At 45.4% G+C, this 24696-nt stretch carries 21 protein-coding genes; 1 reads left to right on the top strand and 20 read right to left on the bottom strand.

The window, feature by feature from the left end:
- Positions 1–14: 14 nt before the first annotated feature.
- The 16 genes from ACHUFQ_RS00345 to ACHUFQ_RS00270 all read right to left on the bottom strand — a co-directional run bounded on the left by ACHUFQ_RS00345 (position 15) and on the right by ACHUFQ_RS00270 (position 18841).
- Positions 15–1031: a ThuA domain-containing protein gene (locus ACHUFQ_RS00345; RefSeq protein WP_394171898.1), complete on the bottom strand. Its 1017-nt coding sequence runs from the start codon at positions 1029–1031 to the stop codon at positions 15–17.
- Between the two features lie 112 nt (positions 1032–1143).
- The gene (locus ACHUFQ_RS00340; protein WP_394171896.1) at positions 1144–2370 is read right to left on the bottom strand and encodes a glycoside hydrolase family 88/105 protein; all 1227 of its coding nucleotides are present in this window, start codon (positions 2368–2370) and stop codon (positions 1144–1146) included.
- 60 nt (positions 2371–2430) lie between these two features.
- Positions 2431–3900 (bottom strand): BNR-4 repeat-containing protein, encoded by a 1470-nt coding sequence (locus tag ACHUFQ_RS00335; protein WP_394171894.1) that lies wholly within the window; start codon positions 3898–3900, stop codon positions 2431–2433.
- 16 nt (positions 3901–3916) lie between these two features.
- Entirely contained in the window at positions 3917–5326 is a 1410-nt protein-coding gene (locus tag ACHUFQ_RS00330) for a sulfatase-like hydrolase/transferase (RefSeq protein ID WP_394171892.1), read from the bottom strand.
- Between the two features lie 195 nt (positions 5327–5521).
- The gene (gene fbaA / locus ACHUFQ_RS00325; protein ID WP_394171890.1) at positions 5522–6598 is read right to left on the bottom strand and encodes a class II fructose-bisphosphate aldolase; all 1077 of its coding nucleotides are present in this window, start codon (positions 6596–6598) and stop codon (positions 5522–5524) included.
- 97 nt (positions 6599–6695) lie between these two features.
- Entirely contained in the window at positions 6696–7988 is a 1293-nt protein-coding gene (gene rhaI, locus ACHUFQ_RS00320) for an L-rhamnose catabolism isomerase (protein ID WP_394171864.1), read from the bottom strand.
- 26 nt (positions 7989–8014) lie between these two features.
- Positions 8015–10207 carry a bifunctional rhamnulose-1-phosphate aldolase/short-chain dehydrogenase gene (locus ACHUFQ_RS00315; RefSeq protein WP_394171889.1) on the bottom strand — a complete coding sequence of 731 codons (2193 nt, stop codon included), beginning with the start codon at positions 10205–10207 and terminating at the stop codon, positions 8015–8017.
- Between the two features lie 209 nt (positions 10208–10416).
- Positions 10417–11787, bottom strand: coding sequence for an NAD(P)(+) transhydrogenase (Re/Si-specific) subunit beta (locus ACHUFQ_RS00310; RefSeq protein ID WP_394171887.1), 1371 nt, complete (start codon positions 11785–11787; stop codon positions 10417–10419).
- A gap of 9 nt (positions 11788–11796) precedes the next feature.
- Positions 11797–12072 (bottom strand): NAD(P) transhydrogenase subunit alpha, encoded by a 276-nt coding sequence (locus tag ACHUFQ_RS00305; RefSeq protein ID WP_394171885.1) that lies wholly within the window; start codon positions 12070–12072, stop codon positions 11797–11799.
- The gene (locus tag ACHUFQ_RS00300) at positions 12069–13301 is read right to left on the bottom strand and encodes an NAD(P) transhydrogenase subunit alpha (RefSeq protein WP_394171883.1); all 1233 of its coding nucleotides are present in this window, start codon (positions 13299–13301) and stop codon (positions 12069–12071) included. Before ACHUFQ_RS00300 ends, ACHUFQ_RS00305 begins: the two co-directional genes overlap by 4 nt.
- A gap of 138 nt (positions 13302–13439) precedes the next feature.
- Complete coding sequence (gene kduI / locus ACHUFQ_RS00295) at positions 13440–14270, bottom strand: 5-dehydro-4-deoxy-D-glucuronate isomerase (protein WP_394171881.1); 831 nt, start codon at positions 14268–14270, stop codon at positions 13440–13442.
- A gap of 44 nt (positions 14271–14314) precedes the next feature.
- A complete protein-coding gene (kduD, locus tag ACHUFQ_RS00290; protein WP_394171879.1) occupies positions 14315–15088 on the bottom strand; it encodes a 2-dehydro-3-deoxy-D-gluconate 5-dehydrogenase KduD in 774 nt (257 codons plus the stop codon).
- Between the two features lie 31 nt (positions 15089–15119).
- Complete coding sequence (locus tag ACHUFQ_RS00285; RefSeq protein ID WP_138319404.1) at positions 15120–16412, bottom strand: TRAP transporter large permease; 1293 nt, start codon at positions 16410–16412, stop codon at positions 15120–15122.
- Positions 16405–16941, bottom strand: coding sequence for a TRAP transporter small permease (locus ACHUFQ_RS00280; protein ID WP_394171877.1), 537 nt, complete (start codon positions 16939–16941; stop codon positions 16405–16407). The genes ACHUFQ_RS00285 and ACHUFQ_RS00280 overlap by 8 nt, the downstream gene beginning before the upstream one ends.
- A complete protein-coding gene (locus ACHUFQ_RS00275; protein ID WP_394171875.1) occupies positions 16938–17927 on the bottom strand; it encodes a TRAP transporter substrate-binding protein in 990 nt (329 codons plus the stop codon). The genes ACHUFQ_RS00280 and ACHUFQ_RS00275 overlap by 4 nt, the downstream gene beginning before the upstream one ends.
- Complete coding sequence (locus tag ACHUFQ_RS00270) at positions 17927–18841, bottom strand: sugar kinase (protein WP_394171873.1); 915 nt, start codon at positions 18839–18841, stop codon at positions 17927–17929. Before ACHUFQ_RS00270 ends, ACHUFQ_RS00275 begins: the two co-directional genes overlap by 1 nt.
- Before the next feature lie 492 nt (positions 18842–19333).
- On the opposite strand from ACHUFQ_RS00270, the gene ACHUFQ_RS00265 reads away from it, so the two are divergent.
- Complete coding sequence (locus ACHUFQ_RS00265) at positions 19334–20122, top strand: DeoR/GlpR family DNA-binding transcription regulator (RefSeq protein WP_138319520.1); 789 nt, start codon at positions 19334–19336, stop codon at positions 20120–20122.
- A 121-nt stretch (positions 20123–20243) separates the two neighbouring features.
- Here the strand turns inward: ACHUFQ_RS00265 and ACHUFQ_RS00260 are convergent, their stop codons facing one another.
- The 4 genes from ACHUFQ_RS00260 to ACHUFQ_RS00245 all read right to left on the bottom strand — a co-directional run bounded on the left by ACHUFQ_RS00260 (position 20244) and on the right by ACHUFQ_RS00245 (position 24690).
- Positions 20244–21665 (bottom strand): FGGY-family carbohydrate kinase, encoded by a 1422-nt coding sequence (locus tag ACHUFQ_RS00260; protein ID WP_394171870.1) that lies wholly within the window; start codon positions 21663–21665, stop codon positions 20244–20246.
- A 73-nt stretch (positions 21666–21738) separates the two neighbouring features.
- Positions 21739–22431 (bottom strand): LutC/YkgG family protein, encoded by a 693-nt coding sequence (locus ACHUFQ_RS00255; protein WP_394171868.1) that lies wholly within the window; start codon positions 22429–22431, stop codon positions 21739–21741.
- 8 nt (positions 22432–22439) lie between these two features.
- Positions 22440–23906, bottom strand: a complete 1467-nt coding sequence (locus ACHUFQ_RS00250) for a LutB/LldF family L-lactate oxidation iron-sulfur protein (protein ID WP_138319398.1) — start codon at positions 23904–23906, stop codon at positions 22440–22442.
- Positions 23896–24690, bottom strand: a complete 795-nt coding sequence (locus tag ACHUFQ_RS00245; RefSeq protein ID WP_394172183.1) for a (Fe-S)-binding protein — start codon at positions 24688–24690, stop codon at positions 23896–23898. Before ACHUFQ_RS00245 ends, ACHUFQ_RS00250 begins: the two co-directional genes overlap by 11 nt.
- Positions 24691–24696 lie beyond the last annotated feature (6 nt).

Genomic DNA, 24696 nt, shown 5'->3' with positions numbered 1-24696 from the left:
CTTTGATACTTTTATTAATTATTATGGGTTGATGTATCGATGATAAATGGTCGGCGGGACGAAGCATTTTCGCTAGGAAAATCCTGTGGTTTTGCCAGTGTCACTTCGCCCGTAGCGGCCCATTGCACGCCTCGGGTAAAGGTGACAATAAAGCCGACACTCTCAAAGGATTCTTGTTGGTGCCCTAACGTAGTATGGAATATACGCCCCTGCTTATACGTAATCGTCATCAGTGCGGGTTCATGGCGTCCCGTTCCCTGCTTTTCTGCAGGGCAATAAGCGGTAGCGATAATGTTCATATTTACTGCAGGGCCTCTAAGCTTGCCATAACACTCGTCTTTGCTATGCATCCAGACTTGCGGCAGATCTGCGGTAATTGGATGAACATTCCGTTGACGGATTTGGAATTCATGTTTGTTGCCATGCGCACCCGCAGGACCTTTTGAATGATCAATAACCTTTTGACCCTGCTCATCAAAATACACATAAGGTCCTGCATGCTCATCACGATCGCCCCAGCCGCCAAGCCCTGTTAACAGGTTATATTCGGGCCAGTCTGGAAACGCATTATTGGCGGCATGTACCGAAACAAAGCCACCACCATTGGCAACAAACGCTGTAAATGCCTGTTGCGTCGCTTCTGGCCACGGTGCAGCCTTGTAGCCAAAATTTGAAACGACCACATCATAGCGTTCAAAATCAGGCCTGAATGACGGATCAGAGATTGGTTCATCAACTTTAAAATGGGATTTATGAGCGTGTTGGCGAAAAGCGTTATCCGATAGTTCAAAATCAAAGCGCCAGACTGGCTCCGTGCGATAAACATCGACGGAGAACAATCCGGTTTGCAGCAGATATTGTCTCATCATTACCGTACTGACTGGCCATACTTTATGGTTATTCTGACCATCGACAATCAACACGTTAAGTTTATTGGCTTCCGCTTCCAGCGCAGCCGATGGACTTAGTCCGGTCAAACTATACACAAGGGCAGACAAACCGACGATGTTTAGCAAAGCGCGTACTTTCATTATGTTTCTCGCTTTTCGATATCAAGCGGGTAACGGCTATCAATGCCGATGACCGGGAAATCTAAATAAAAAAATGGCTAGTGAATACTAGCCATCAATAGGTTTTATCTGCTTATTCTTGCCACTTAGACATTTCGGAGGCCGCTAACAGCACCGCACCTACGCCATATAATTGTGAGTCTGTTTTCTTTACAGGATCCGGTGATTTACCGACATGCTGAACCCAATTTACACGTCCACTTGGCTCTACCGCTTTGGTCAACGCCGCCCAACCTTTCTCAACCACCGCTTTGGCATCAGGTTCGGTTAAGATACCGTTGTTAACACCCCAGGCAAGGCCATAGGTGATAAACCCAGTACCACTAACTTCAGGTGTTTTGACTTTCTCGGGATCCATCAAGGATGCCGGCCAATAGCCCTCTGCCGTTTGCAACTTCAACAGGCTCGCGGCATTTTTCTTGTAAAGGGCCAAATAACGCTCTTTCGATGGATGACCTTGCGGTAAATCATCAATGATCAATGGTAGCGCTGCAAATACCCAACCATTTCCTCGTCCCCAGAAAACCGGTTCGCCATTGTCACTTTTCATATCGAAGTAACGGCTATCGCGAAAAAACAAACCATAATGATCAGAAAACAAATAGTCTGCCGCCGCCCAGAATTCGGCATCGGCATACTCAAAATATTTGGGATCACCCGTTACATTTGACAGTTTAAGCCAGGTTCTCGGCGCCATAAACAGGGCATCAGCCCAACACCAACGAAGTTGACAATTGCCTTCCTGGTGTACGTTTCCAGAACCGCTTGCTGTACTGTCTAACATGGTCAGTCCAACGTCCGGTTTGTTCGCCAAAATCCAGTCAAAATGCGCTTGTGTTGGCTTATAGGCCTGTTGATTATTGGTTTGCTCGGTTAACCAAAGATATGTTTGTCCAATCGTATGGTCATCGGCATGGTAGGGTCTGTCGATTAACAATTCATAGTTCTGCTCTGCTGCCATTTTTTCCATATAGGCCAGAAATTCTTTATCCTGGGATATTTCGGTCCACTTTGTCAGGCCAATATAAAAGGCTGCCTGAATCCAGAATTTCGGATTCTCCGATTTTTCACGGTGAGACTCGGGGATATACGACAAATTACCAAACTGTTCAATCTGCCAATGCCCTGCGCGCTTAGCGATGTCATAGGCCGATTGACGTATGGATTCGGCCGAGGTTGTAGTGACTTGTGCAACGGGCTGCGATAATTCATTTGCCGGTTGATTGGCTTCACCACACCCAGTTAAGCCGAATGTTATAGCGAATGGCAACATTGCCATCTTAGTTATTTTATTAAGCATGAATACACCCTAAATACTTTCATTTATCATCGATTTGTTAATCATTTTCTTGTTGTTGGATCATTGTTTAAAAGTGGATTTATCTTTTTCTAATGTTGCTTCTTGCCGTGCTCTTGGCACCGGCCCATTCTCGCCCAGCAGATAGATTTTTCGATCCGCGTTGTCCTGGATTTTTTCAGCAACCAAAACCAAAGCGTCGGGATGGGCATTTTTGATTATTGAAGTGATCGCAAAACTCGAGTTTTTGCGCGTTAAAAGCGTTTTTCCCTGGGTAAAGGTGTCGCCACCATTTTTGCTGTGCCACCAGGCGATTACCCCAGCGTTGTCATAATCACTGGCTAGTATATAGTTGACTTCGTTAGTTGCTGACAACATAAAGTCGCCTCGTGACTGACCACTTTCCCTGCCATTAACCGTCTCCCCGCCAAGCCATTGCTTGCCGTCCCAACGAAAATGTCGGGTTAGCTTAGGGCCGCCGGATTTCGCACCTTTATCTTCACCAGCATTAACCGCAATATGCGGGTAGCCCTGAGAGTCGAGATGAACAGAGCCATTGAATGTCCACAGATCGTCGATGCGTTTGACCAAAGTCTTTTGCTCTGCATCCTCGCGAGTCAGAGGTATCGATAGCGATTCGCCCTCGACATTAGTCCAGTCTCCAGACTCTGTGTCAAAGCTCATATAATAGATATCATGGCGTTCTGCGGTATGGCCCCGGCCTTGATTATGTTCGCTTGAATCGCGGCACAAGTGATAATCAAAGCTGACGATAATGTCATTGCCCTGACCATGACCCACCCAGGGGTACCAGCTATCAACGGCGTTTACATCATCGCGTCGTTTATGTTTCAAAAAAGAAACCGGTGGTGTGAAGGTTCGGCCATTATCTGTCGATTTTTGATAAACCCAGTCACTGCGATGCGCGCCATGGCGATAAAACAGATAGATATCGCCATTGTCCATTTTTAAAGCCTGATTATAGGTACCAAACACAGAAATATTATCAATTTCTTCCCACTCACTAATGTCCAGAGGCTTTTTAGAGATGGAATGTTTATTGGCGCCATGATGAACATTGCCTAAGGGGTTGTCGCCGTGATGTTTGTCACCGCCATGGCCGCCATAAAAAATATGAATATAGCCCGCATCATCAATCAATAATGTGGGTTTGCCATGATTATCAAACTTCGTGCGCTCTGCACGTCGCCCTAGTTCACTCGTACCGGCTCGGAAAGGTCCGAGCCATTCTTTTGTCTGATGATTGTATGCTGCAACATAAGGATCTTCGAAAGGCCCCTGATAAGATACATAAGTAACACCATTGTGGTGCTCACCCGCAGGGTGCTGGACTATGGCTAATGGGTTGCCGGTACCATTGTCCGCGAAATAATCCACTAATTGCACCGCAGCATTGTCCGGTTCAGGCGCTTGATCGTTAGCGCAACCGCTACAAAGTGAAATCAGGATCAAGGCACTGCTTAAGAACCACCCATTTTTACGGAATAATTTATTAACGTTTATTGATTGCATGACTACCTCTGTGCCGTTATTTGTACTGTTCAAATAACTGCAAAAATTGTTCTGCTAATTCACTGTGATCTTTGGCAAGATTCTTAGACTCGTTGGGATCAGCGATGATATTGTAGAGTTCAAGTGGCGCATCAAAGCCATATCGAACGGCTTTCCAATCACCTTTTCGGGCAGCCTGATAGGTATCGCCAATAATGCCTGAGTTGGGATCGCCAACCTGTTTAGAAAACTCCCAATATAGAATCCGTTCTTGCATGGGCGTTGGTTTATCACTTAACAAGCCCTTAATGGATACACCATTAGTGCTGACTCTTGGCACCATATTCAGATTAACATCGGCAATATCCGCTAACGTCGGCAATACATCCGCAAATGCCCAAGGCGTATTGTCGATTCGCCCTTGTTTAATTTTTTCTGGCCATTGCAAAATCATAGGTACATGAATACCGCCATCGTACAAATCTCGTTTTTGACCTTTATACGGTGCAGAGGCTTGGAAAAATTCCGGATCCGCACCACCTTCATCATGTGGCCCATTGTCAGATGTGAAAATGATAATCGTATTATCGAGTTGACCTTGTTGCTCCAGGGTGTCGAGGATTTCCCCAACATAATGATCCAATGCCGAGACCATGCCCGCAAGTACGGCATTCGGTTGTTCTACAGGCTCAGGGTAATAGGCCGCATACTTGTCCGCTGGCGTTCCTCCAGTCATGCCATGATACGGTTTCTCTGACAACTGATATTGCTCACTGAACTGCTCAGGAACGCCGAGTTCCGCATGCGGAGAGGAATAAGTCAGCATCATGAAAAAGGGGTTTTCTCGTGCTTGTTTGATGTAGCTAATCGCTTCATCGGTGAATAGCCTTTGTGCATAAGCACCTTTGCGACCACCTTCATTTTCCTTAATACGGATCTTCTGTCCGTCTCGCCACAAAATCTGTGGGTATTGTCTATGCCCTTCGAGAATGGAATACATGCCATACCAGGTATCAAACCCCATCGCTAAAGGATCGGTTACGCCCATTTGTTGGCCGATAGAATATTTGCCAATTAAGGTCGTATCGTAATCGGCATATTTCAGGACATGTGCAAGCGTAATGTCTTTATGATTAAGCTCGACAGTATTGGAGTTGTTTGCCATGTAACGGCCGTCACGACCGGTGAACAATGACACTCGGGATGGCGAACAGACGGTGTTGCCCGAATAGGCTTGATCAAAACGAATACCGTTGCTAGCCATTTGATCTAAGTTTGGTGTTTTAATCGGTGTATTACCGTAGGCTCCAACCTGGTTAAAACCTAGATCATCGGTGAGAATAAAGATGATATTTGGTTTGTCTGCTGCCAGGGCACTCGTTGACACCCCTGCAAACAAAGCAATATTTAAAAAATTCCTAAGCAAATGACTTATTCTTGCTTTCATATGTTTCCCCAAAACTCAATGTACCTGTCTAACCAGGTACGCATTTCCAGTAGACTGAAAATATTGTTTAATTATTTTCGATTTATATTACATCAACACCAATCGATCCCAAAGACATATAATGACCCTTTATGATTGTTTTTGATGCGATGTATTTCTAAATGATTGATTAAATCCCGTCAGAATCACTGTTCACTATTTGTAGCGCGATAGACAATTAAGTTCGGCAAAAGCCTGTTGCAGGCGCGCAGCCATTGATTGCTCGAGCTCTCGTAACCAGACTCGCGGATCATAATGCTTCTTATTGGGCGCATTTTCATCGTCCGGATTACCAATTTGGCTTTGCAGGTAACCTTTATTATTCTGATAATAGCGGTGTACTCCCGACCAGGATGCCCATTGCGTATCGGTATCAATATTCATCTTTATAACGCCATAACCGATCGCCTCTTTGATTTCTGCGGCGCTAGATCCAGAGCCACCATGAAATACAAAGTTTAACGATTTTTGCGCAAGTTCAAATGCCTCACTGACAAACGCCTGAGAGTTTTTCAATATCTCGGGTGTCAATCTGACATTTCCCGGCTTGTAAACTCCGTGCACATTGCCAAAGGAGGCTGCTATCGTAAACGCATTGCTGACGGTAGATAATTGCTCATGGGCATACGCGACATCTTGAGGTTGGGTATACAGCAAGGCATTGTCTATCTCGGTATTATCCACACCGTCCTCTTCACCACCGGTGCAACCAAGTTCAATTTCAATCGCCATTTCCAAAGGCGCCATACGTTCAAGGTAGCGTCGGCAAATCTCAATATTTTCTTCGAGGGGTTGTTCCGACAAGTCGAGCATGTGCGAGCTAAATAATGGCTTGCCATGTTCCTGAAAATACGCGTCACCAGCATCCAACAGGCCATCAATCCAGGGCAGTAGTTTTTTTGCGGCGTGATCGGTGTGCAATATGACCGGCACACCATAAAATTTCGCCACGCGATGAATATAATGTGCGGCCGCAATAGCGCCAAGAATACTCGGTTGGTGTCCTGTTAAATCTGCGCCTTTGCCGACGAAAAATGCGGCACCACTATAAGAGAGTTGAATAATGACAGGAGAACCGGCTAACTTTGCAGCTTCCAATGCCGCGTTAATAGAGTTCGTGCCGATGACATTGACGGCTGGGTATGCAAATTCATTTTCTCTTGCTACCCGATAAAGCGTTTCGAGGTGCTCACCACTGACCACTCCAGCGGGCACGATATCGGAAAGATTCATATTAATTCCTAATAAAATGTGATGGGGCAATGACTTAAAAAAAAACACGAAGGAATACTCCTTCGTGTAAAAACAACAACAGGGATAGTAAAATTCGTTACACGATGCCTGAACCGTTACCGCCACTATTAGGACGTTCACGGCCAGCCTGAGCCCGGTAGCCCGATGCTCGATACACAGCGATGGGATCAATCGCCCCACCTCGGTTAAAACGTGCCATCTCAAGAATTGGTGACACATCCGTCGTAAAGGCTTTCTTTAACGTGTTACTCGCCATCAACGCATCATTGTCCTGTTGATAGCCGCTAAGCTTCTTACGATCTACAATCAATGCCGCAACGTAAGAGCGCTGAACACTCGCCGCTGAATTCATCAGACTTTCGATTGGGTCGGTTACGTTGTGCGATTGATCTAACATATAGTTCGGTCCGAAACCTTCCTGGTTACGGTATTGTGCATCGACAAGCTCATTGAAAATAAGAAACTGTTGATACGGATGTAAACTGCCGCTATCTAAATCATCATCACCATATTTCGAATCATTAAAGTGGAAACCACCCAACTTTTTAAACTGGATCAAACGAGATACGATCATTTCAATATTAACGTTCGGCGCATGGTGCCCTAAATCCACCAGAGATTTGGCCTGTGGTCCTAACTCCATCGCCGCAAGAATGTTACTGCCCCAATCCTGAATAATGGTTGAGTAAAACGCAGGTTCAAACATCTTGTGTTCAATGTGCAATTCCCAATCACTCGGCAGACCTGCATAAATCTGCTTCATGCTGTCAAGATAACGCTCAAACGCACTTTGAAAATGTTGTTGACCCGGATGGTTAGAACCATCACCAACCCAAACCGTTAACGTTTTGGAACCCAAGGCTTTACCCCATTCAATACAATCTAAGTTGTGTTGAATCGCCAAATCCCGTGATTCCGCGCGGGTGTTGCTTAAACTGCCGTATTTAAAACTATGCGCTTGGCCCGATTGATCCTGAAACGTGTTGGAGTTAATCGAATCCCATTTCAGGTTTAAGCTGTCCGAGGTTTGCTTTAATTCCGTAAAGTCATCCACTTTATCCCAGGGAAAATGTGGCGATACTCGCTCGGTACACTGTGATAAGTCATTGATAACCGCGCTATCTTCCAGCTTTTCCCAGATATTGCGAGGCTCACCTTCGCCAGGAAAGCGTGCAAAACGGGTACCACCGGTACCAGTCCCCCAGGAAGGCACCGCAATTTGAAATTGCTCGGCTTTAGCGGTGATATCTTCAATATTGATATCGTCACGGGCTAATTGATTGCCCAGTGCCTCATAATCTTCTTTTAAAAAGCCTGCTAATTTTGCATTTTCTTCTGCAATAAATGCTTTATCGATACGTTGAGTCATGCTCTTTCCTACTCTTATTCTTCGATTTAGCGTAAGAACGCTTCGTGTAAACCACCGTCTACACTGATAATTTGTCCGGTCGTTTTACTCAACTGTCCAGACACTAACAAATACGCGGCTTCGGCTTGATCCGCAGGCGTAATTGGCTTTTTGGTCAAGGTGCGTTGGGCATAAAATCCTGCAAGTTTATCCCGTAATTCATCGTCAGAATCAGATTCGGAAAACTCAACATTATATTTGCTTAACGATGCGATAACTCGATCCCTTGGGAACATGGTACTGCCTTTAACGACCGTGGCCGGTGCCAATCCATTTACGTTCACCAACGGAGACAATTCGACCGCTAACTCACGCACCAGGTGGTTGGCCGCTGCTTTACTCGTGTCGTAGGCAAGCGAACCTTTTTTCGAAACCGCGGCATTTACACTGGTGGTTAATACCATAGCCCCTGTCAATCCCTGAGCTTTCCAGATTTCATTCGCTTCGGTACCGACGATATAGCCGCCTTTAACGTTGACAGAAAAACTAATATCAAACATCTGGTCATTGCTCATACCCGCTTGACCCGGTGCTAAAAAGACACCAGCGGTAACGATCACTTTATCAATACCACCGTACGCCAGCGTAATCTGTTCAAACATTTTGGCAACGCTTTCACGGTTGGTAATATCAACGTCCTGTGCAATCGCCGGTCCACAACCTGAAATCCCCGTACCAGCAACGCCAATACCCTGGCCGTAAATTGCGGTAAGTTCGTCGGCGGTTTTTTGCGCCGCTTCAAATCGAAGGTCTGCACATACAACATGGGCACCTTCTTTCGCTACGCGAAATGCCGTTTCTTTGCCAATGCCGTCTCCGGCACCGATCACCACCACGACGTCACGTGCGAGTGGCGCTTCTTTTGGCATGCGCTGTAATTTCGCTTCTTCCAATGCCCAGTATTCAATATCAAAGGCTTCTTGCTGTGGCAAAGCGGTGTATTCACTGATCGCTTCCGCGCCACGCATGACTTCAATAGCACAGTTATAAAACTCGGTAGTAACTCGAGATTCACTTTTATTTTTCCCCCAACCGATAATGCCGACACCAGGGATCAGGATTACCGTTGGGCTAGGATCACGCATGGCAGGGGAATCATCACGTTTACAATTGTTGTAATATTCGGTGTAGTCAATGCGATATTGTTCGATACCCGCCTTTAACTTAGTCACCAAAGTATCAAAATCATCTTGCTGAGGATCAAAGTCAACGTACAGTGGTTGAATTTTGGTTCTTAAGAAATGATCTGGGCAAGAAGTCCCAAGTTTCGCTAAACGCGGAGCATCAACGCTATTGACAAAACGCAAGGCGTTTTCATCGCTTTGCACTGTGGCAATGAATTTGACTTTGTTTGACAGCAAACCACGGGCAACAGGTAGAAACTTAGCCAATAACTCCGTGCGTTCTGCGTCCGCTAAACTGCTTACCTTTGGGCCACCAAAAGTCATTTCACCCTTGTCATGCTGTTCAATATAGCGCGCTGCGGTTTCAATCACCCAAAGTGATGTTTCATAACAGCTTTTACTTTCACTATTCCAGTTTGTATGGCCATGCTGCCCCAGCAAGATACCGACACTATCCGGTTTGTCTGCATAGGCTTGCTCACAAACCTTTGCCGCTTCCCATCCTGGACGCATCCATGGCACGTATGCCATTTTGCCACCCCAGATCGTTTCGGTTAATGATTCCTGATCTTTACACGAGGCAACCGCGATTACGGCATTGGGATGCAAGTGATCGACATGTTTATCAGCAATCATTGAATGTAATGGTGTATCGATCGAAGAAGCACGTGGATTAAGACAAAAATTACAGTGCTTATACATGCCAATCATGGCATCTTCGCCTGCCGATTTATAACCCGTTTCAGGCTGCTTCTGGTAGGTTTCGTCGAGCGCTTCCAGCTTGCCCTGATATAAAGAAGAAAAGTTTTCCGCCTTTGCCGTGCGTAAATCACCACCAGAACCTTTTACCCATAACACTTCAACATCTTCACCGGTCAAAGGATCAATTTCCATTAACTTAGCTGAGGTGTTACCACCACCGGTATTGGTAATACGTTGGTCAGCACCGAGTATGTTGGAACGATAGACCAAACTTTCTAATTCTGTTAACTCATCGGCAACGGCATCATCCCAACTGTAGTTAACGTGTCTAAAATCATTTTTCTGGCTTTGCATCAGTTTTGTCTCTCCATTTTGACAGACTTAAGCGAGTTATTATTAATAAATGCCATACTACCGACCTAACGAACACAGTCAAGCATTAATAATCAAATTCAATCATTAAGTGTCAGAAGCATCCTATCTGAATGATATTTGCACGAAACTTCCAGCAAAAAAAAGCACCGCTAAGCGGTGCTTTTTGAATGAATTAACCATCTGAATCGTTAATCCGCAAACTGTCTGACCAGATTTCCTAACGTTTCTTTCGCGTCCCCAAAAATCATTCGACAATTAGGTTTAAAGAAAAGTGGGTTATCGACTCCGGCAAAACCGGTAGCCATGCCTCTTTTTAATACAAACACATTTTTTGCAAGATCGGCATTAATCACAGGCATGCCGTAAATAGGGCTGCCTTTTAGCTCTCTGGCTGCCGGGTTAACAACGTCATTGGCGCCAATAACGATTGCCACGTCATAACCTTCGATTCTTGGGTTTACCTCATCCATTTCGAACAATTGCTCATAGGAGACATCCGCCTCAGCCAATAATACATTCATATGACCAGGCATACGCCCGGCAACAGGATGAATCGCATAAGACACTTCGGCACCATTACTCTCAAGTAACTCCTGCAGTTCCTTCATCGTGTGTTGGGCCTGCGCCACCGCCATTCCATAGCCGGGAATTACCAATACCGATTGGGCTGCTTCCAGAACATAGTAAGCATCATCAGCGGAAAGAGGCTTTATTTCCCCTTCAATTTTCATATCGCTGGTTTGTACCGCTTGAAAACCTGACGTCATTACATTCATGAGGGAACGATTCATCGCTTTACACATGATATTGGTCAGGATAATGCCACTCGCGCCTACCAGCGCACCAGCGACAATCAGCAGGTTATTTTCTAATGCGAATCCCGCGGCACAAGCTGCAAGGCCGGAGTAACTATTTAGGAGTGAAATAACCACTGGCATGTCAGCACCACCAATTGGCAAAACCAGCATAACCCCCATCAACAACGCAAGTCCGATGGCTAAATAATGCCAGGTCGCAACTTCTGGCTGCACACAAATTAAAACCGCACTAAGCAAAATACCTAACAATAGTGCGATGTTGGCAAAGATCTGGCCCTTAAAAACGATAGGTCGTCCAATCATGCGCTCACTCAGTTTAGCCCAGGCAACAATACTTCCTGAAAATGTAATTGCACCGATAAGCAATGCAACAAAACTGACTAAAATGATAAATACGGACAGGTTTTCACCTCCCACCAGCGTCGCATAAGCAACCGCAAGACTAGCCAAACCACCGATACCATTAAATAACGATACCAATTCTGGCATCGAGGTCATGGCCACTTTCCGGGCAGCAATCACCCCAAGAATGGAACCAATAACAAAACAAACCAGAATCAATTCAAAGGAAATAATCTGCTGATCAAGCAAGGTTACGATAACCGCGACAAACATTGCTAATGCCGACAATAAATTGCCTTTTCTGGCCGTCGACGGATGGCTGAGAAGCTTTAATCCAAAAATAAATAAAGTGGCACTGAGAACATAAACAAAATTTATTATTATTGAGTAATCGGTCATGATGATCCCTTAACGCTTTTTGAACATGGCTAGCATGCGGTCGGTTACCATGTAACCACCAACGACATTAATGGTGGCTAACAATACGGCGGCAGCACCAAGCCAGGTTGCCCATTCTTCATAGCCTTTACCAGCGATAGTGATAGCACCCAGCACTGTAATTCCGGAAATCGCATTGGCGCCAGACATTAGCGGCGTATGTAACGTCGCAGGGACTTTACGGATTAATTCAAAGCCAACAAATATTGCTAACATTAAGATAAATAAAAGGTATATAGCTGTCATGACATACTCCCTACAGGTTCAGCTTTCGCGGTAATGTTTTCTCCCGACGTAGTAATTGATGGCTTGGGAGGAATCGATTCTTGAGCCATGTTAAGTTCAAGGTAATGATTTTGAATCAACGTATTTACAATATTTCCAGCATGCGTGATCACGGCGTTGGCCTGAATATCATCTTCCAGTTCAACGGCAAACAAATGCTGTTCTGCAGACCAAAACTCATTGACTAAATTAAACAGGTTATTGGCATACATTTGCGAAGCATTGTAAGCAACATCATTGGTCCAGTTTCCAGTGCCGATGATAGTTACGCCATTGATCAATGTATAATCGCCAGGGATGGAACCTTCAACATTACCACCACTTTTTGCTGCCATATCAACGACCACCGATCCTGGTTTCATTCGCTCAATGGTTTGCTTATTAATTAATCTAGGCGGTTTTCTTCCAAATAATTGCGCCGTGGTGATTACAATATCAGAGTCGATAATGCATTTTTCCTGCTCTGCCTGTTGCCGGGCCAACTGCTCCGCTGTCAATGCTGTCGCATAGCCTTGATTGGTCTGGCCGGTTTCGCCCAGATCAATTTCCAAAAATTTAGCGCCTAAAGAACGTACCTGCTCGGCCACCACACTGCGGGTATCAAAAGCCGTAACGGTAGCTCCCAGCCGTTTTGCCGTAGCTATCGCTTGTAAACCCGCAACACCGGCACCAATAATAAAAACTTTCGCCGGTTTAATCGTGCCGGCAGCGGTCATCATCATAGGCAGAATACGGTTTAACTCTGACACCGCTTTCGCGACCATAACATACCCTGCCAGACTCGCTTGTGAACTTAAGGCATCCATTTTCTGACAACGAGTCGAACGCGGGATCATCTCCATACTGATGCTGGTAACATTATGTTTTTTTAAACATTGCACGTAACTCACATCATTAAATGGGTCTAAGAAGCTCACCACAACTTTACCATTGAGATAGCGCAGTTGCGATTCTGGTAGCTTATCAACGGTCAATACAAGATCGGCGTTTGTTAATAGCTCCTGTCTACTTTGTACGACCGTCGCACCGGCATCGGAATATTCCTGATCGCTGATGTTCAGTCTTGCACCAAATCCTTGCTCAATGTGAACTTGTGCCCCCATTAGACAATAGGCTTTGACGTTTGCAGGTAACAAAGAGCAACGCTTTTCGGTAATTAATGTCTCGCAGGGAAACGCTATTATTGACATAACAATTCCTAAATTTAAGGTGTAACATTCCTGGTTACTGATTTGAGCACCAGCGCAAAAATAAAGTTTAAAACCAGTTGACCGCGATAATGGGACAGATGCATATCAATGATCAGTCCCTATCCATCCACAGCAGATTTATTTCAGGTCAGCAACGGTAAGGTGATCCATGTCGTCGAATTCCTGATTTTCGCCACCCATAGCCCAGATAAAGGTATAGTTGGTGGTACCAACGCCACTATGAATCGACCAGCTTGGTGACGCGATTGCAACTTCTGGTTCCAATGACAGTGAGCGCACTTCTTTAGGCTCACCCATCAAATGGAAAACACGTTCATCGACAGGAAGGTCAAAGTACATATATATTTCGGTACGACGAAAATGCGTATGCGGTGGTTTGGTGTTCCAAACACTACCCGGTTTCAATTCCGTTATCCCCATTACCAATTGGCAACTGTCGACCAACCCTGGACGGATTGATTGAAAGATGGTGCGCTCATTGGATGTCTGTTGCGACCCTAACTCAATTGACTGGGCCGCTTCCTTTGGCACATGCACGGTTTTGGTTACTCGATGTGCGGGATAAGACACCAAATAAAACTTTGCAGGTGCATTTTCATCTGCGGAGAAAAACTCAACATCTTTGCTTTCTTTGGCGATATATAAACTATCTTTGTTGGCCATTGGGTAGGAAACACCATCTACCGTAATCGTACCATTGCCACCAATATTGATGACGCCAGCCTCGCGTCGTTGGCAAAAATAATCGGCGGCAAGTTCTTTGTGAGTGGGTAAGACAATGCTCTGGCTGGTAGGCATAATCCCGGCAACAACACCACGATCCACATCGGTATAAGTCAGATTGATCGCACCTGCGCTAAATAAAGGTTTGGTCACAAACGCTTCACGTAACTCGTCATTACGCATATTTTTGTAGCTTCTGATATCTGCAGAAAACATAAAGTCCATAAGAACTCCTTAACTCTGATTGTTAAATTGAATTTGAGCTAGCGTTAGCGAGCCATCCAGCCGCCATCAACTAGCATGATGTGGCCATTCATATAATTAGACGCATTACTGGCCAAAAAGACCGTTGCTGGGCCTAAATCATCCGGCTTGCCCCATCTGCCCGCTGGGATTCGAGCCGATATGCTGTCAAATCGCTCTTGATCCTGACGCAGATTGAAGGTGTTATCGGTTTCAAAATATCCTGGGGCAATGGCGTTCACCTGAATACCAGACTGAGCCCACTCATTCGCGAGCGCCTTGGTGATTTGTGCCACTCCACCCTTGCTCGCGGCATAAGCTGGAACGGTAATACCACCGGAAAAACTCAATAACGACGCGATATTGATAATTTTTCCTGATCCTTGTTTAAGCATGTGTTTACCGGCTTCGCGGCAAAATCGAAAAACGCCATTGAGGTTAACGTTAATCACCTCTTCCCAATCTTCATCACTGAATTCATGAGCAGGAGATCGCTTGATTGTCCCCGCGTTATTAACAAGAATGTCAATTTTTCCGAATTCGGCGACGGTGTCATTAATGACTTTCTGGATTTGCGCACCATCGCCCTGATCGCAACCAAGCCCGATATGCTTGATTCCTTTGGCACTTAACATATCGGCCGTTGCCTGAACATTTTCCGGCTTTGAGCCTACGGCAACCACCGTAGCACCTGCTTCACCTAAGGCTATCGCCATCGCCTGCCCGAGGCCTCTGCTGGCACCAGTTACGATTGCAACTTTGCCTTCCAAGCCAAACTGAGATTGTAAATATTCTTGCATAAAATTGATTCCTGAATGTTATTCAACTGAACTAAATAAGGCCCAGCAATTTCGGTAAAAATTCGCTGATTGCCGGGAACATGGTCACCAACACAAGCGCTAAAATCATTGCCACATACAACGGCAAAATTGGTTTAATAATCTCACTGATACCCACCTTACCGACGCTACAGCCAACAAATAGAACACTGCCCACAGGTGGCGTACATAAACCTATCGATAGGTTTAAAATCATCATAATGCCAAAGTGCAGCGGCGAAATTCCTAACGACTCAGCGACCGGCAAAAAGATAGGCGTGAAAATTAAGACAGCTGGTGTCATATCCATAAACGTGCCAATGATCAACAACGTCAAATTTATGATCAGCAGAATCAACAACGGATTCTGTGACAAGGTCAACAACACGTTACTGATAGATTGCGGGATAGTTTCATAGGACATCAGCCACGACATTGCAGAGGAAGCGCCGATTAACAACATTACAATTGCTGTTGTTAATACCGATTTTATTAATATCGGGTATAAATCTTTGAGCTGCAGTTCTTTGTAGAACACCAAGGATAAACACAGTGAATATAAAACCGCTATTGCACCGGCTTCGGTAGGGGTAAACACACCTGCGATGATGCCGCCAATAATCAGCACTATCAAGAACAGACTCGGAATTGCTCCAAATAGCGACGGCCAAAAGGGCTCAATGGTTTGTGCTGACACAGGCGAAATGTTATGTCGCTTCACATAAATCACCGCACCTACGATGAGCAACAAGGTAACCAAAAGTCCTGGCAGATATCCGGCAATAAATAGCGCGGCAATCGACACACCACCACTTGCCAGAGAATAAATAATCAAAATATTGCTGGGCGGGATCAACATCCCGGTAGTCGCCGCAGTAACGGTTACGGCGGTGCTGAATGACTTTTTATACCCTTCTTTTTCCATCGCCGGGATCATAAATCCGCCAATCGCCGACGTTGCAGCGACCGCTGAACCAGAAATGGAACCAAACAGCGCACAAGAGATAACGTTGACTATCGCCAGACCGCCGGGTAATCGCCCCACTAACACCTTAGCAAAGACGATCAGCCGATGTGCGATCCCACCCTGGCCCATTAAAAACCCCGATAAGATAAAATACGGGATTGCTAACAGTGCAAAGCTATCGATACCCGCAACCAGTCGCTGAGCTATGGTGGTCAGCGCCGGTAGCGAATCAATGGTCGCCACCATAGTGACCAGCGTCGCAAAGATGATTGCCAAAGCAATCGGTAAATTAATCAGTAGTAACAGTGCAAATACACCAAATAGAAGCAAACTAGTCATTGGCGTTACCCTCACGGTGATCAACGCTCACTTCCCGCCTCAAAGAAGGCGCGTGATGGTCAGCATAAATAAAGAAAAACAGGCTATAGATAAGAAACAACACTCCACTTAACGGCAGCACTGAGTAGATTGCCGCCATCGGTACATTAAGTACCGGTGAGTTTTGTCCCAACGACCAGGTCAGAGAAACTAAATTGCTGCCACCGACAATAAGAACCAATATTGCGAATATCGCGACTAGAAGACAACAAAATCGATACAAGGTAATGGCTTTTTTCGGCGGTAAATTTCTGACCAACAAATCGAACCCGAGATGACTATGCAGGCGATAGGCATAAGCACCCCCGAGTAAACTGACCCAGATAAGTAAAAACCGTGCCATTTCTTCTGTAAACGAACTCGGTTGTGGCAAAATAAATCGGGTTAACACCTGCCAGGTTACGACAAGAACGAGCAGTGTCATCATCACCGCAAGTAGTCCCCTTAATAAGGTATTAATCGCCTCTATACTGAGGTCTAACCATTTCATTGCAATGCTCCCAACGCTTTAATGTCATTCACAAGCTCGCCGAGCGGCTGCCCCTGTAACTGTTGATAGATGGGTTGTACGCTGTTCTGAAACAGGGTTTTATCCGCGATAAGTACTTCAACGCCAGCTTCCTGGATTTTTTGCAATGACATTTTTGTCGATTCGGCCCACAGTTCTTTTTGGTAATGAGTCGCCCTTGTCATTGCCTCATTAAGCCAGTGACGTTGCTGCTCTGAAAGTTTGTTCCACAAATGTGTACCGATAATGATAATGTCTGGAATCGAGGTATGTTCATCAAGAAGAAAGTACTTACTTACTTCGTAATGCTTAGAATAAAAGAAGCTTGGCGGATTATTTTCCGCACCTTCGACAATGCCCTGTTGTAATGCGGTATAAAGTTCCCCCCAACTTACCGGCGTTGCTGCACCACCGATCGTATTCACCATGTCGACAGCAGACTGACTGTTCATAACCCGTATTTTTAAACCATTTAAGTCGGCTGGCTGTTCTACTTTTTTCGCCGTTGTATAAAAACTACGACTGCCTGCATCAAAATAACCCAGGCCTTTGACCCGATATTCCAATCCCGCATCTAATAACGCTTTACCAATATCACTGTCTAAGGTTTTCCAATAATGTGCTTGGTCATTAAACAGGTACGGCACACTAAACACTTTCATCTCAGGTACAAAAGCTTCAAGAGAACTAGCGGATACCTTGGTCATCCCGAGCGTGCCAATCTGCAAAAGTTCGATAATTTCCCGCTCCGAACCCAACTGACCGGAAGGATAGATCTCTAAACGCATTTGACCAGATGATATCGTTTGAAGTTGCTGATCCATGTACTGCAGGGATTTGTGCACGGGATGTTGAATGTCCAGACCATGAGCCAGGCGAATCGACACATTGGCTTGATGATCTTGTCCGCAGCCACTCAAAACCAGCGCCAAAGCCAAAATCAGGTGAGATATTATATTTTTAATCATCACGCCAGGTCTCCGGGCTGTAAGGGGATGCCTTTATCAATAATTGCCCCTTTATGCATGATCACCACCCCGGCGCAATGTTGCGCATCGGTTATGCAACGTTCAAGCGGTTTACCCTGCATTCGCGCTGCCAGATATGCGCCATTAAAGGAATCGCCTGCCGCGGTCGTATCCAGCGGTTTAACGACGTTTGGTAGCGGTACAAACACGTATTGTTGCTGGTGATACGCCGTACAGCCTTGTTCGCCATTCTTGACGACCAGCTCACAAACACCCTTACTAATCCAGCGCTCCATACAAGCTTCAACCTGGTGTTCACCATATAAAGCGATTTCATCTTCAAGACTGATTAGCCCGATATCGGTATTTTCCATCATCGATTGATAGGCGTGGATTGCATCGGCCTGAGAATGCCAATTACGTGGACGATAGTTGTTATCAAACACCACCCGGCCACCATTTAAGCGATAGCGTTTAAGAAACGCAAACAAGGTTTCCCGATCCGCATCTGAATATATCGAAAGCGTAATGCCGGTAAGGAACAGCAGCGGGTAATCCATCAATATGGTGAAAATATCCGGGGCAATGGTAAGTAATTCCCGCGCTGGCGCAGTGTCACGCCAGTAATGAAAGTGACGTTCTCCGTGGTCATCATTTTCGATAATGTATAAACCTGAATTTGCTCCAGCACGTGTGATAACGTGATTAACGCCGACACCTTCCTTTTGCCACTCCGCCTTCATTTGTGCACTGTATAGGTCATCTCCGATGGCGGTAAAATAATCGCAACGTCCACCGCAGCGACTCAAATAAATAGCGGTGTTTAGCGTGTCTCCGCCAAAGCCCATTTTATAATGACCATCCGGTTGCTGACTCAGCTCCACCATGCATTCACCCAGGATTGCTACTTCCACTCTACATCCTTAATCTTTCTTTTTATTTTCTGACAATCGTCAATGCGAGCTTTGCTCAACCGTATCTATGTCCAAACCTACGTTGCGTAACCTTGACTGTTGCTTAACCCAACTAAGGCACGTGAGTATAAGATGAAAAAATATCACCTTGAGGCATTTTAACCACGGACGACATGATTGTAAATGAGCGAAATAGATTATTTATGAGCGTTAGTTATCTAATTAGCGAAAAGCCTTAGGCTGAAAGCGCGCCAGATACAGATGTTTATTCTTCATCAATTCAGGTTGTTAACAATCGGTTGATTTTATCTCACGTTAATGGCGCCCAAAGCCAAGCCGTCACGCCATTTTCAAAAACGCAGAAAGCAATCAATAACTGTCTTTAACAATCAAATAATGTTATATTGACGGGTAATTGCTCACAATGGATTTTGCCGATAGAATATGACTAGACAAAAAGCAACTAGCGACACCTCAGGACAGGGTTTACCAATGTTAGAAAAGCATAGGCAGCAACTTATTAAGGACATCTTGGATCAAGAGCAATTTGCCAGTGTCCGCAGTTTGACCGAAAAGCTAAATGCGTCGGAAGCAACTATCAGGCGTGACATTACCAAAATGTCCCAACGTGGTGAAATCAATAAAATTCGCGGTGGCGCGGAATCCATAAATGGTGAGCCGAAAAAGAAACACCTTTCCAGCTCGGCGTTCATTGTCGATAAAACCAAGCGCGCGCAGACGAAAAAGTTAATTGCCAAAAGGGCTGTGGAGCTGTGTGCGGACGGTGATTCGATCATCATAAACGGTGGTAGTTCCACATATATGATGGGTGAATTTTTGTCAGACATGCACCTCAACATTTTGACAAACTCATTCGTGCTGGCCAGTTACATTACCGAAAATAGTGATAGCCAGGTTACCCTGCCCGGCGGTGAAATTTACCGTGAGCAAGGTATCATTCTTAGCTCCTATGAAAAAGACAGTACCGAGAATTACCATGGTACCATGATGTTTATGGGTACCCCTGGTATCGGCAAATTTGGTGTGATGGAGTCCGATCCTCTACTGATAAGATCAGAACAAAAACTGAAAAAACAAACTGAGAAACTGGTGATTCTTGCGGATAGCTCAAAAGTAGGCAAACGTAGCAATTTTATTCTGTGCCCATTGCAAGAAGTTGATATTTTGATCACCGACTCTAAAGCGGATCCGGAATCGGTCCGTTATTTTGAAGAGCAAGGGATTGAAGTTATTTTGGTTGAAGCGGCTGATGATGAGTAGTTATAAGGCACGATTACATCTGTGATGTCAACGCGCCTTTCTTGGCAAAACGCCAACGCTTGAAAAACAAGAGTTACATTAGTTGAAAAAATTTCCACTAAAGTAACTCTTTTTTATTGCCCTAAGCACGCAAGGGCTGATGACCAAGCTCTATCTGTTGTAACCACTGGCGCTTGTATTCATTCAAACCCGCAACCTTTGTATGTCCGGCATCCTGGATATCAATCTGTCCCTCGGCATTTTGCCAATCCGTAAGATATGCGGCGCCAAGTACAGTGCCGGTTGAATCAGAAGAAAGATAAACGTTTTGCTCACGTCGGAGTTGGTTTAATAGACTGCACAATAATGGGTTTTTAAGGAAAGCCCCCTCAATATAGACGTTTCCCCTGGCTTGTAGCATCGTTAATTGGTAATCAATCATCAACGCACTATACAAGGTAGCCAGAGCAATGCCGCTAATTTTTTCTAATGGCCCTGAAAACCCTGCAGGATGGCCACCAAAAGGTCCACTGCCCTGACTAAAGTCCGGTAAAGCAAACACCTGCTCAGTGATAATCTGTTGAATATCCGCTTCCGTAAATTGCTCACCCAGCCATGATCCGGCTTGCTCACAAATCCGTTCAAATTCACGACCTCCCATAAACCTGGCACAAGCCACGGGCGTTCCTAATGCGTCAATATTTGCCAACATATCCTTGTCATGGCGCAACGAATTCAATGGCACGTTAGAAGCCATCAGAATTGTCCAGGTACCGGTGGAAACCACGGTAAAAGGCGCATCTTTTTGCGTCATTCGATAGCGTAAAAAGCTCGCATTGCTGTCATGCAGGCCATTAAACACCTGACACCCGGGTTGTACCCCTAAGTGCTCGGTTAGTTCCGGCGTTACCTGACCGCAATTGAACCAGGCATGATGCAATGGTGGAAAAAGATCTCTGATTTGCAACGTATCGACCAGACTGGAAAAGTCATCATCTTTTAAAGACCATAAGTCAGTATGACAACCCAATGATGTTATCTCCGAACTCAAATGTCCGGTAAGTCGCCAAACCCAGTATTGGGGATACATCAGTATATCGGTGGCGGTTGCAAATGGCTGTGGAAACTGCCGCTGCAACCAATATAACTGTCGCCCTAAGTTTAATCCTGCTGGCAACATCGGTGAATAGGTAGTATCAAAGTCAGGCCTGAGGTTTTCATAGTCAGGAGTCTGCTCATAGATGCTGTCATATTCATAGTCCAAAATCGGCAACACCAAACCACTGTCCCCCGAGTTTTCTCGGTTTACTAATGCGGCGGTCGCACCATGGGTGGTAATCGTCATTTTCTCGATAGAATATTGCGCCGATGCCGCGCGGATTGTTTCGCACAGCCATTGCCAGATAGCGTCCGTATCTAAGCTAGGATATTCGCCATCGGTATTGACTTTATTGGTCATTTGCCTCGCAAATTCAGGTTCAAAGCGCTTGTTAAGAACATGAATCTTTACATGGGTTTTACCGATATCGATGATCAGTGTATGGTGATTATTGTCATTATTCATAATTAGTAAATTTCAGCTGCGCCTTATCATTGCTCGGCAGAATTGCGCCAGGAAGATTCAACTCCCGGAACGGTTAAATCAGATCGTTCACCAGTAATACAATTAGCTCTTTAGGGCCATGAGCACCAAACGCCAATGTTTGTTGGATATCCGCGGTCTTCGACGGTCCGGAAATCAACAATACATTCGTGGGCATCTGTGCTTGCCACTGATTGTTGTGGATCAACGTCGCGAAGTTTGCATGTAAGGTGCTCGCATAGGCAACCACAATATGAACCGGTGGAATTAAAGATAGCGTCCGTGGTTCGCTCGCTGAAGGCCAGAGCACAAGCGTGCCTGTTTCGGCAATGAGCCAACGACTGCTACTAATACTGGCCGGCATGTCATAGAACATCTCTTGCTTACAATCCGCCAGATGCGAGTCATAGATACTGAGTTTTAGCGTTTGCTCCGGTGCAGAGTCCAGTGTGGCCTGCAATGGCTCGGCTAACACAGAGCCTTTCCCGCACAGCAGTTTTTCAATACCGCGTTCACGTAGCTGATTGATTGCTACCTGATACACATTCTCTGCAGTAACGGAAATCACCTGGGCATGATTGGCCTGCAGATGTGCGACAAAATTTTCTAACATGTCAGCAACCGGCAATTGCGGGTAACAAAAGCCTTTTTCAGCAGGCAACTTACTATAGTCCGCACCCTCTACCTGTTGTTTTAGCTTATTTAAAATCGACGTTCTCGCGGCCTGGGAGCGTTCAAAAATATCCATTACCATCTTTAGCCTCTTGGTTGTCGCGCTTGTATGCGTTCGTGCAATGTTTTGGGTGCAAGTTGCGGGGCGCTGCGAACCTGAGTCCAAACACCTAACTTAGATGGCAGCAAGCCTCTCAACCGTGTCGCAACCCACATCGAAAAACGATACATACCCTGATGTTTGTGAATAAAAGACCAGATCTTCCAAATCGTTGCTTCCATAGGTTTACGGTTGCTACCGGCACCTTTAAGCTCATCAGGCGAGCCGGAATGCACCTTAACGCTTTCAGTTCTTAGTCGCTGTAAAATTTTAGGGATAGGTATTTTTACCGGACAGACCTCGCCACAAGCTCCGCAAAGTGAAGAGGCGGTAGGTAAATCTTTGGTCGCTTCTAAACCAAGCATATGTGGCGATATGATTTTTCCTATAGGTCCCGGGTAAACCGTGCCATAAGCGTGCCCGCCGATTCGGGTATACACAGGACAATGATTCATACAAGCACCGCAACGAATACATTGTAGGGTTTGACGTAACTCTTCGTCAGCGAATGCTTGACTGCGGCCATTATCAAGAAGTACCAAATGCACCTCTTCAGGCCCATCCTTTTCATCAGATTGGCGCGGTTTGGTGATCATATTAAAATAGGTGGTGATGGCCTGACCCGTTGCGCTGCGAGTGAGCAAGCTAAGTAATGGCGGCACATCCTCTAACAACTCAACGACTTTCTCGATGCCGGTTAAGGCGATATGCACATTGGGCACAGCACTGGACATTTGCCCGTTACCTTCGTTTTCAACCAGACACAGGGTTCCGGTCTCCGCAACAGCGAAATTCACACCAGTGATACCCACATCTGCATGACAGAATTTATCGCGAAGAATACGACGACCTTCACCAATGAGCGCATCAACATCTGTGGTGTAATCAAAACCATCAATATGCTTATCGAACAGATCTGCTACTTGCTTTTTATTCTGGTGGATGGCTGGCATGATGATATGTGATGGGTGCTCATGTGCTAACTGCACAATATACTCTCCCATATCCGACTCCAGAATTTCCATATCCCTTGCGTGTAGGTAGTCATTTAATGCCGTTTCTTCGGACACCATCGACTTGCCTTTAACAATGTGTTTACCGTTTTTGCTGGTGATGACTTGCGCAATAATTTCATTAGCATCAGTAATGGTTTCCGCCCAATGCACATGAATACCATTGGCCTGTAAATTACTTTCAAGCTTTTCCAATAAATACGGCAACTTAAGCAAAGCGCGTTGTTTGATTAGCTTACATTGATTACGCAATGTCTCCAGTTCGTCGTCACTGGGAAAAGACGCGGCTCGTTTTGCCATTAAGTAATTCATCGCGCCATGAAAATTTTCTCTTAACTCGGCGTTAGCTAAATCTTTTTTTACATTTTGGCGAAACGCACGGGCGGTTTCGGCATATTTACTTTCTGACTGCTCAGGTTCCTGAATTTTAACTGTCATTATCCGTTTCCCCGGCTTTTTTCCCTGCGGTTCTTGCTAATAAATAGCTGGCAATATGTTCACCACGCAATGGTTGCTTTTGATACTCCAGAGCACCATTGATGTTCATTAAACAGCCCCAGTCGGCACTGACAAACCTTACGACATCGGCATCCACTAAGCTGGCAGACTTATCAGCCACCATCGCCGCGGAAATATCGCCATGCTTCACAGCGAAGGTACCGCCAAAACCACAGCACTCTTTTTCCTGTTTGTGGATGACAAGTTCGACATTATCGAGTTGGTTGATTAGACTGGCTCCGGTGATATGAACCCCCATTTCGCGGCGTGCTGCACAGGAGGTGTGCATCGCGACTTTTTCCGGTTCGCCGTTATCCGTCAATTTTATTTTCAGTACATGAACTAAAAATTCGGTAAATTCAAAAATTCGCTCACAAAACGCCTCGATGTCCGGCTCGCCTTTTAATAGCTCCGGATAATGATGACGCATCATGCCACCGCAGGAACCTGAAATAATGACGATGGGAATATCCAAAGGGAATTGCGCGATTTGCTGTAACGCGACCGACTTGGCTTGTTGCTGATAGCCTGAGTTATAGGCTGGTTGCCCACAACATGTCTGACCTTGTGGAAAGATCACGTCAATACCTTGCTGCTCAAGAAATTCAATCGCATCAATACCAGAATCTGGAAAGAGGACGTCAGCCAAACAGGTTCCGTATAAATATACTTGTTTTGGTTTGTTAGGATAATGTCGAAGATGCTGGCTATTAAGTTCAATCATGATGTT

The sequence above is a fragment of the Thalassotalea litorea genome, assembly GCF_043642205.1.
In the GTDB taxonomy this organism is placed as follows: Bacteria; Pseudomonadota; Gammaproteobacteria; order Enterobacterales; family Alteromonadaceae; genus Thalassotalea_A; species Thalassotalea_A litorea.
Note: the sequence above shows the minus strand (reverse complement) of the source record. Positions and strands in the feature narration are given on the sequence as shown.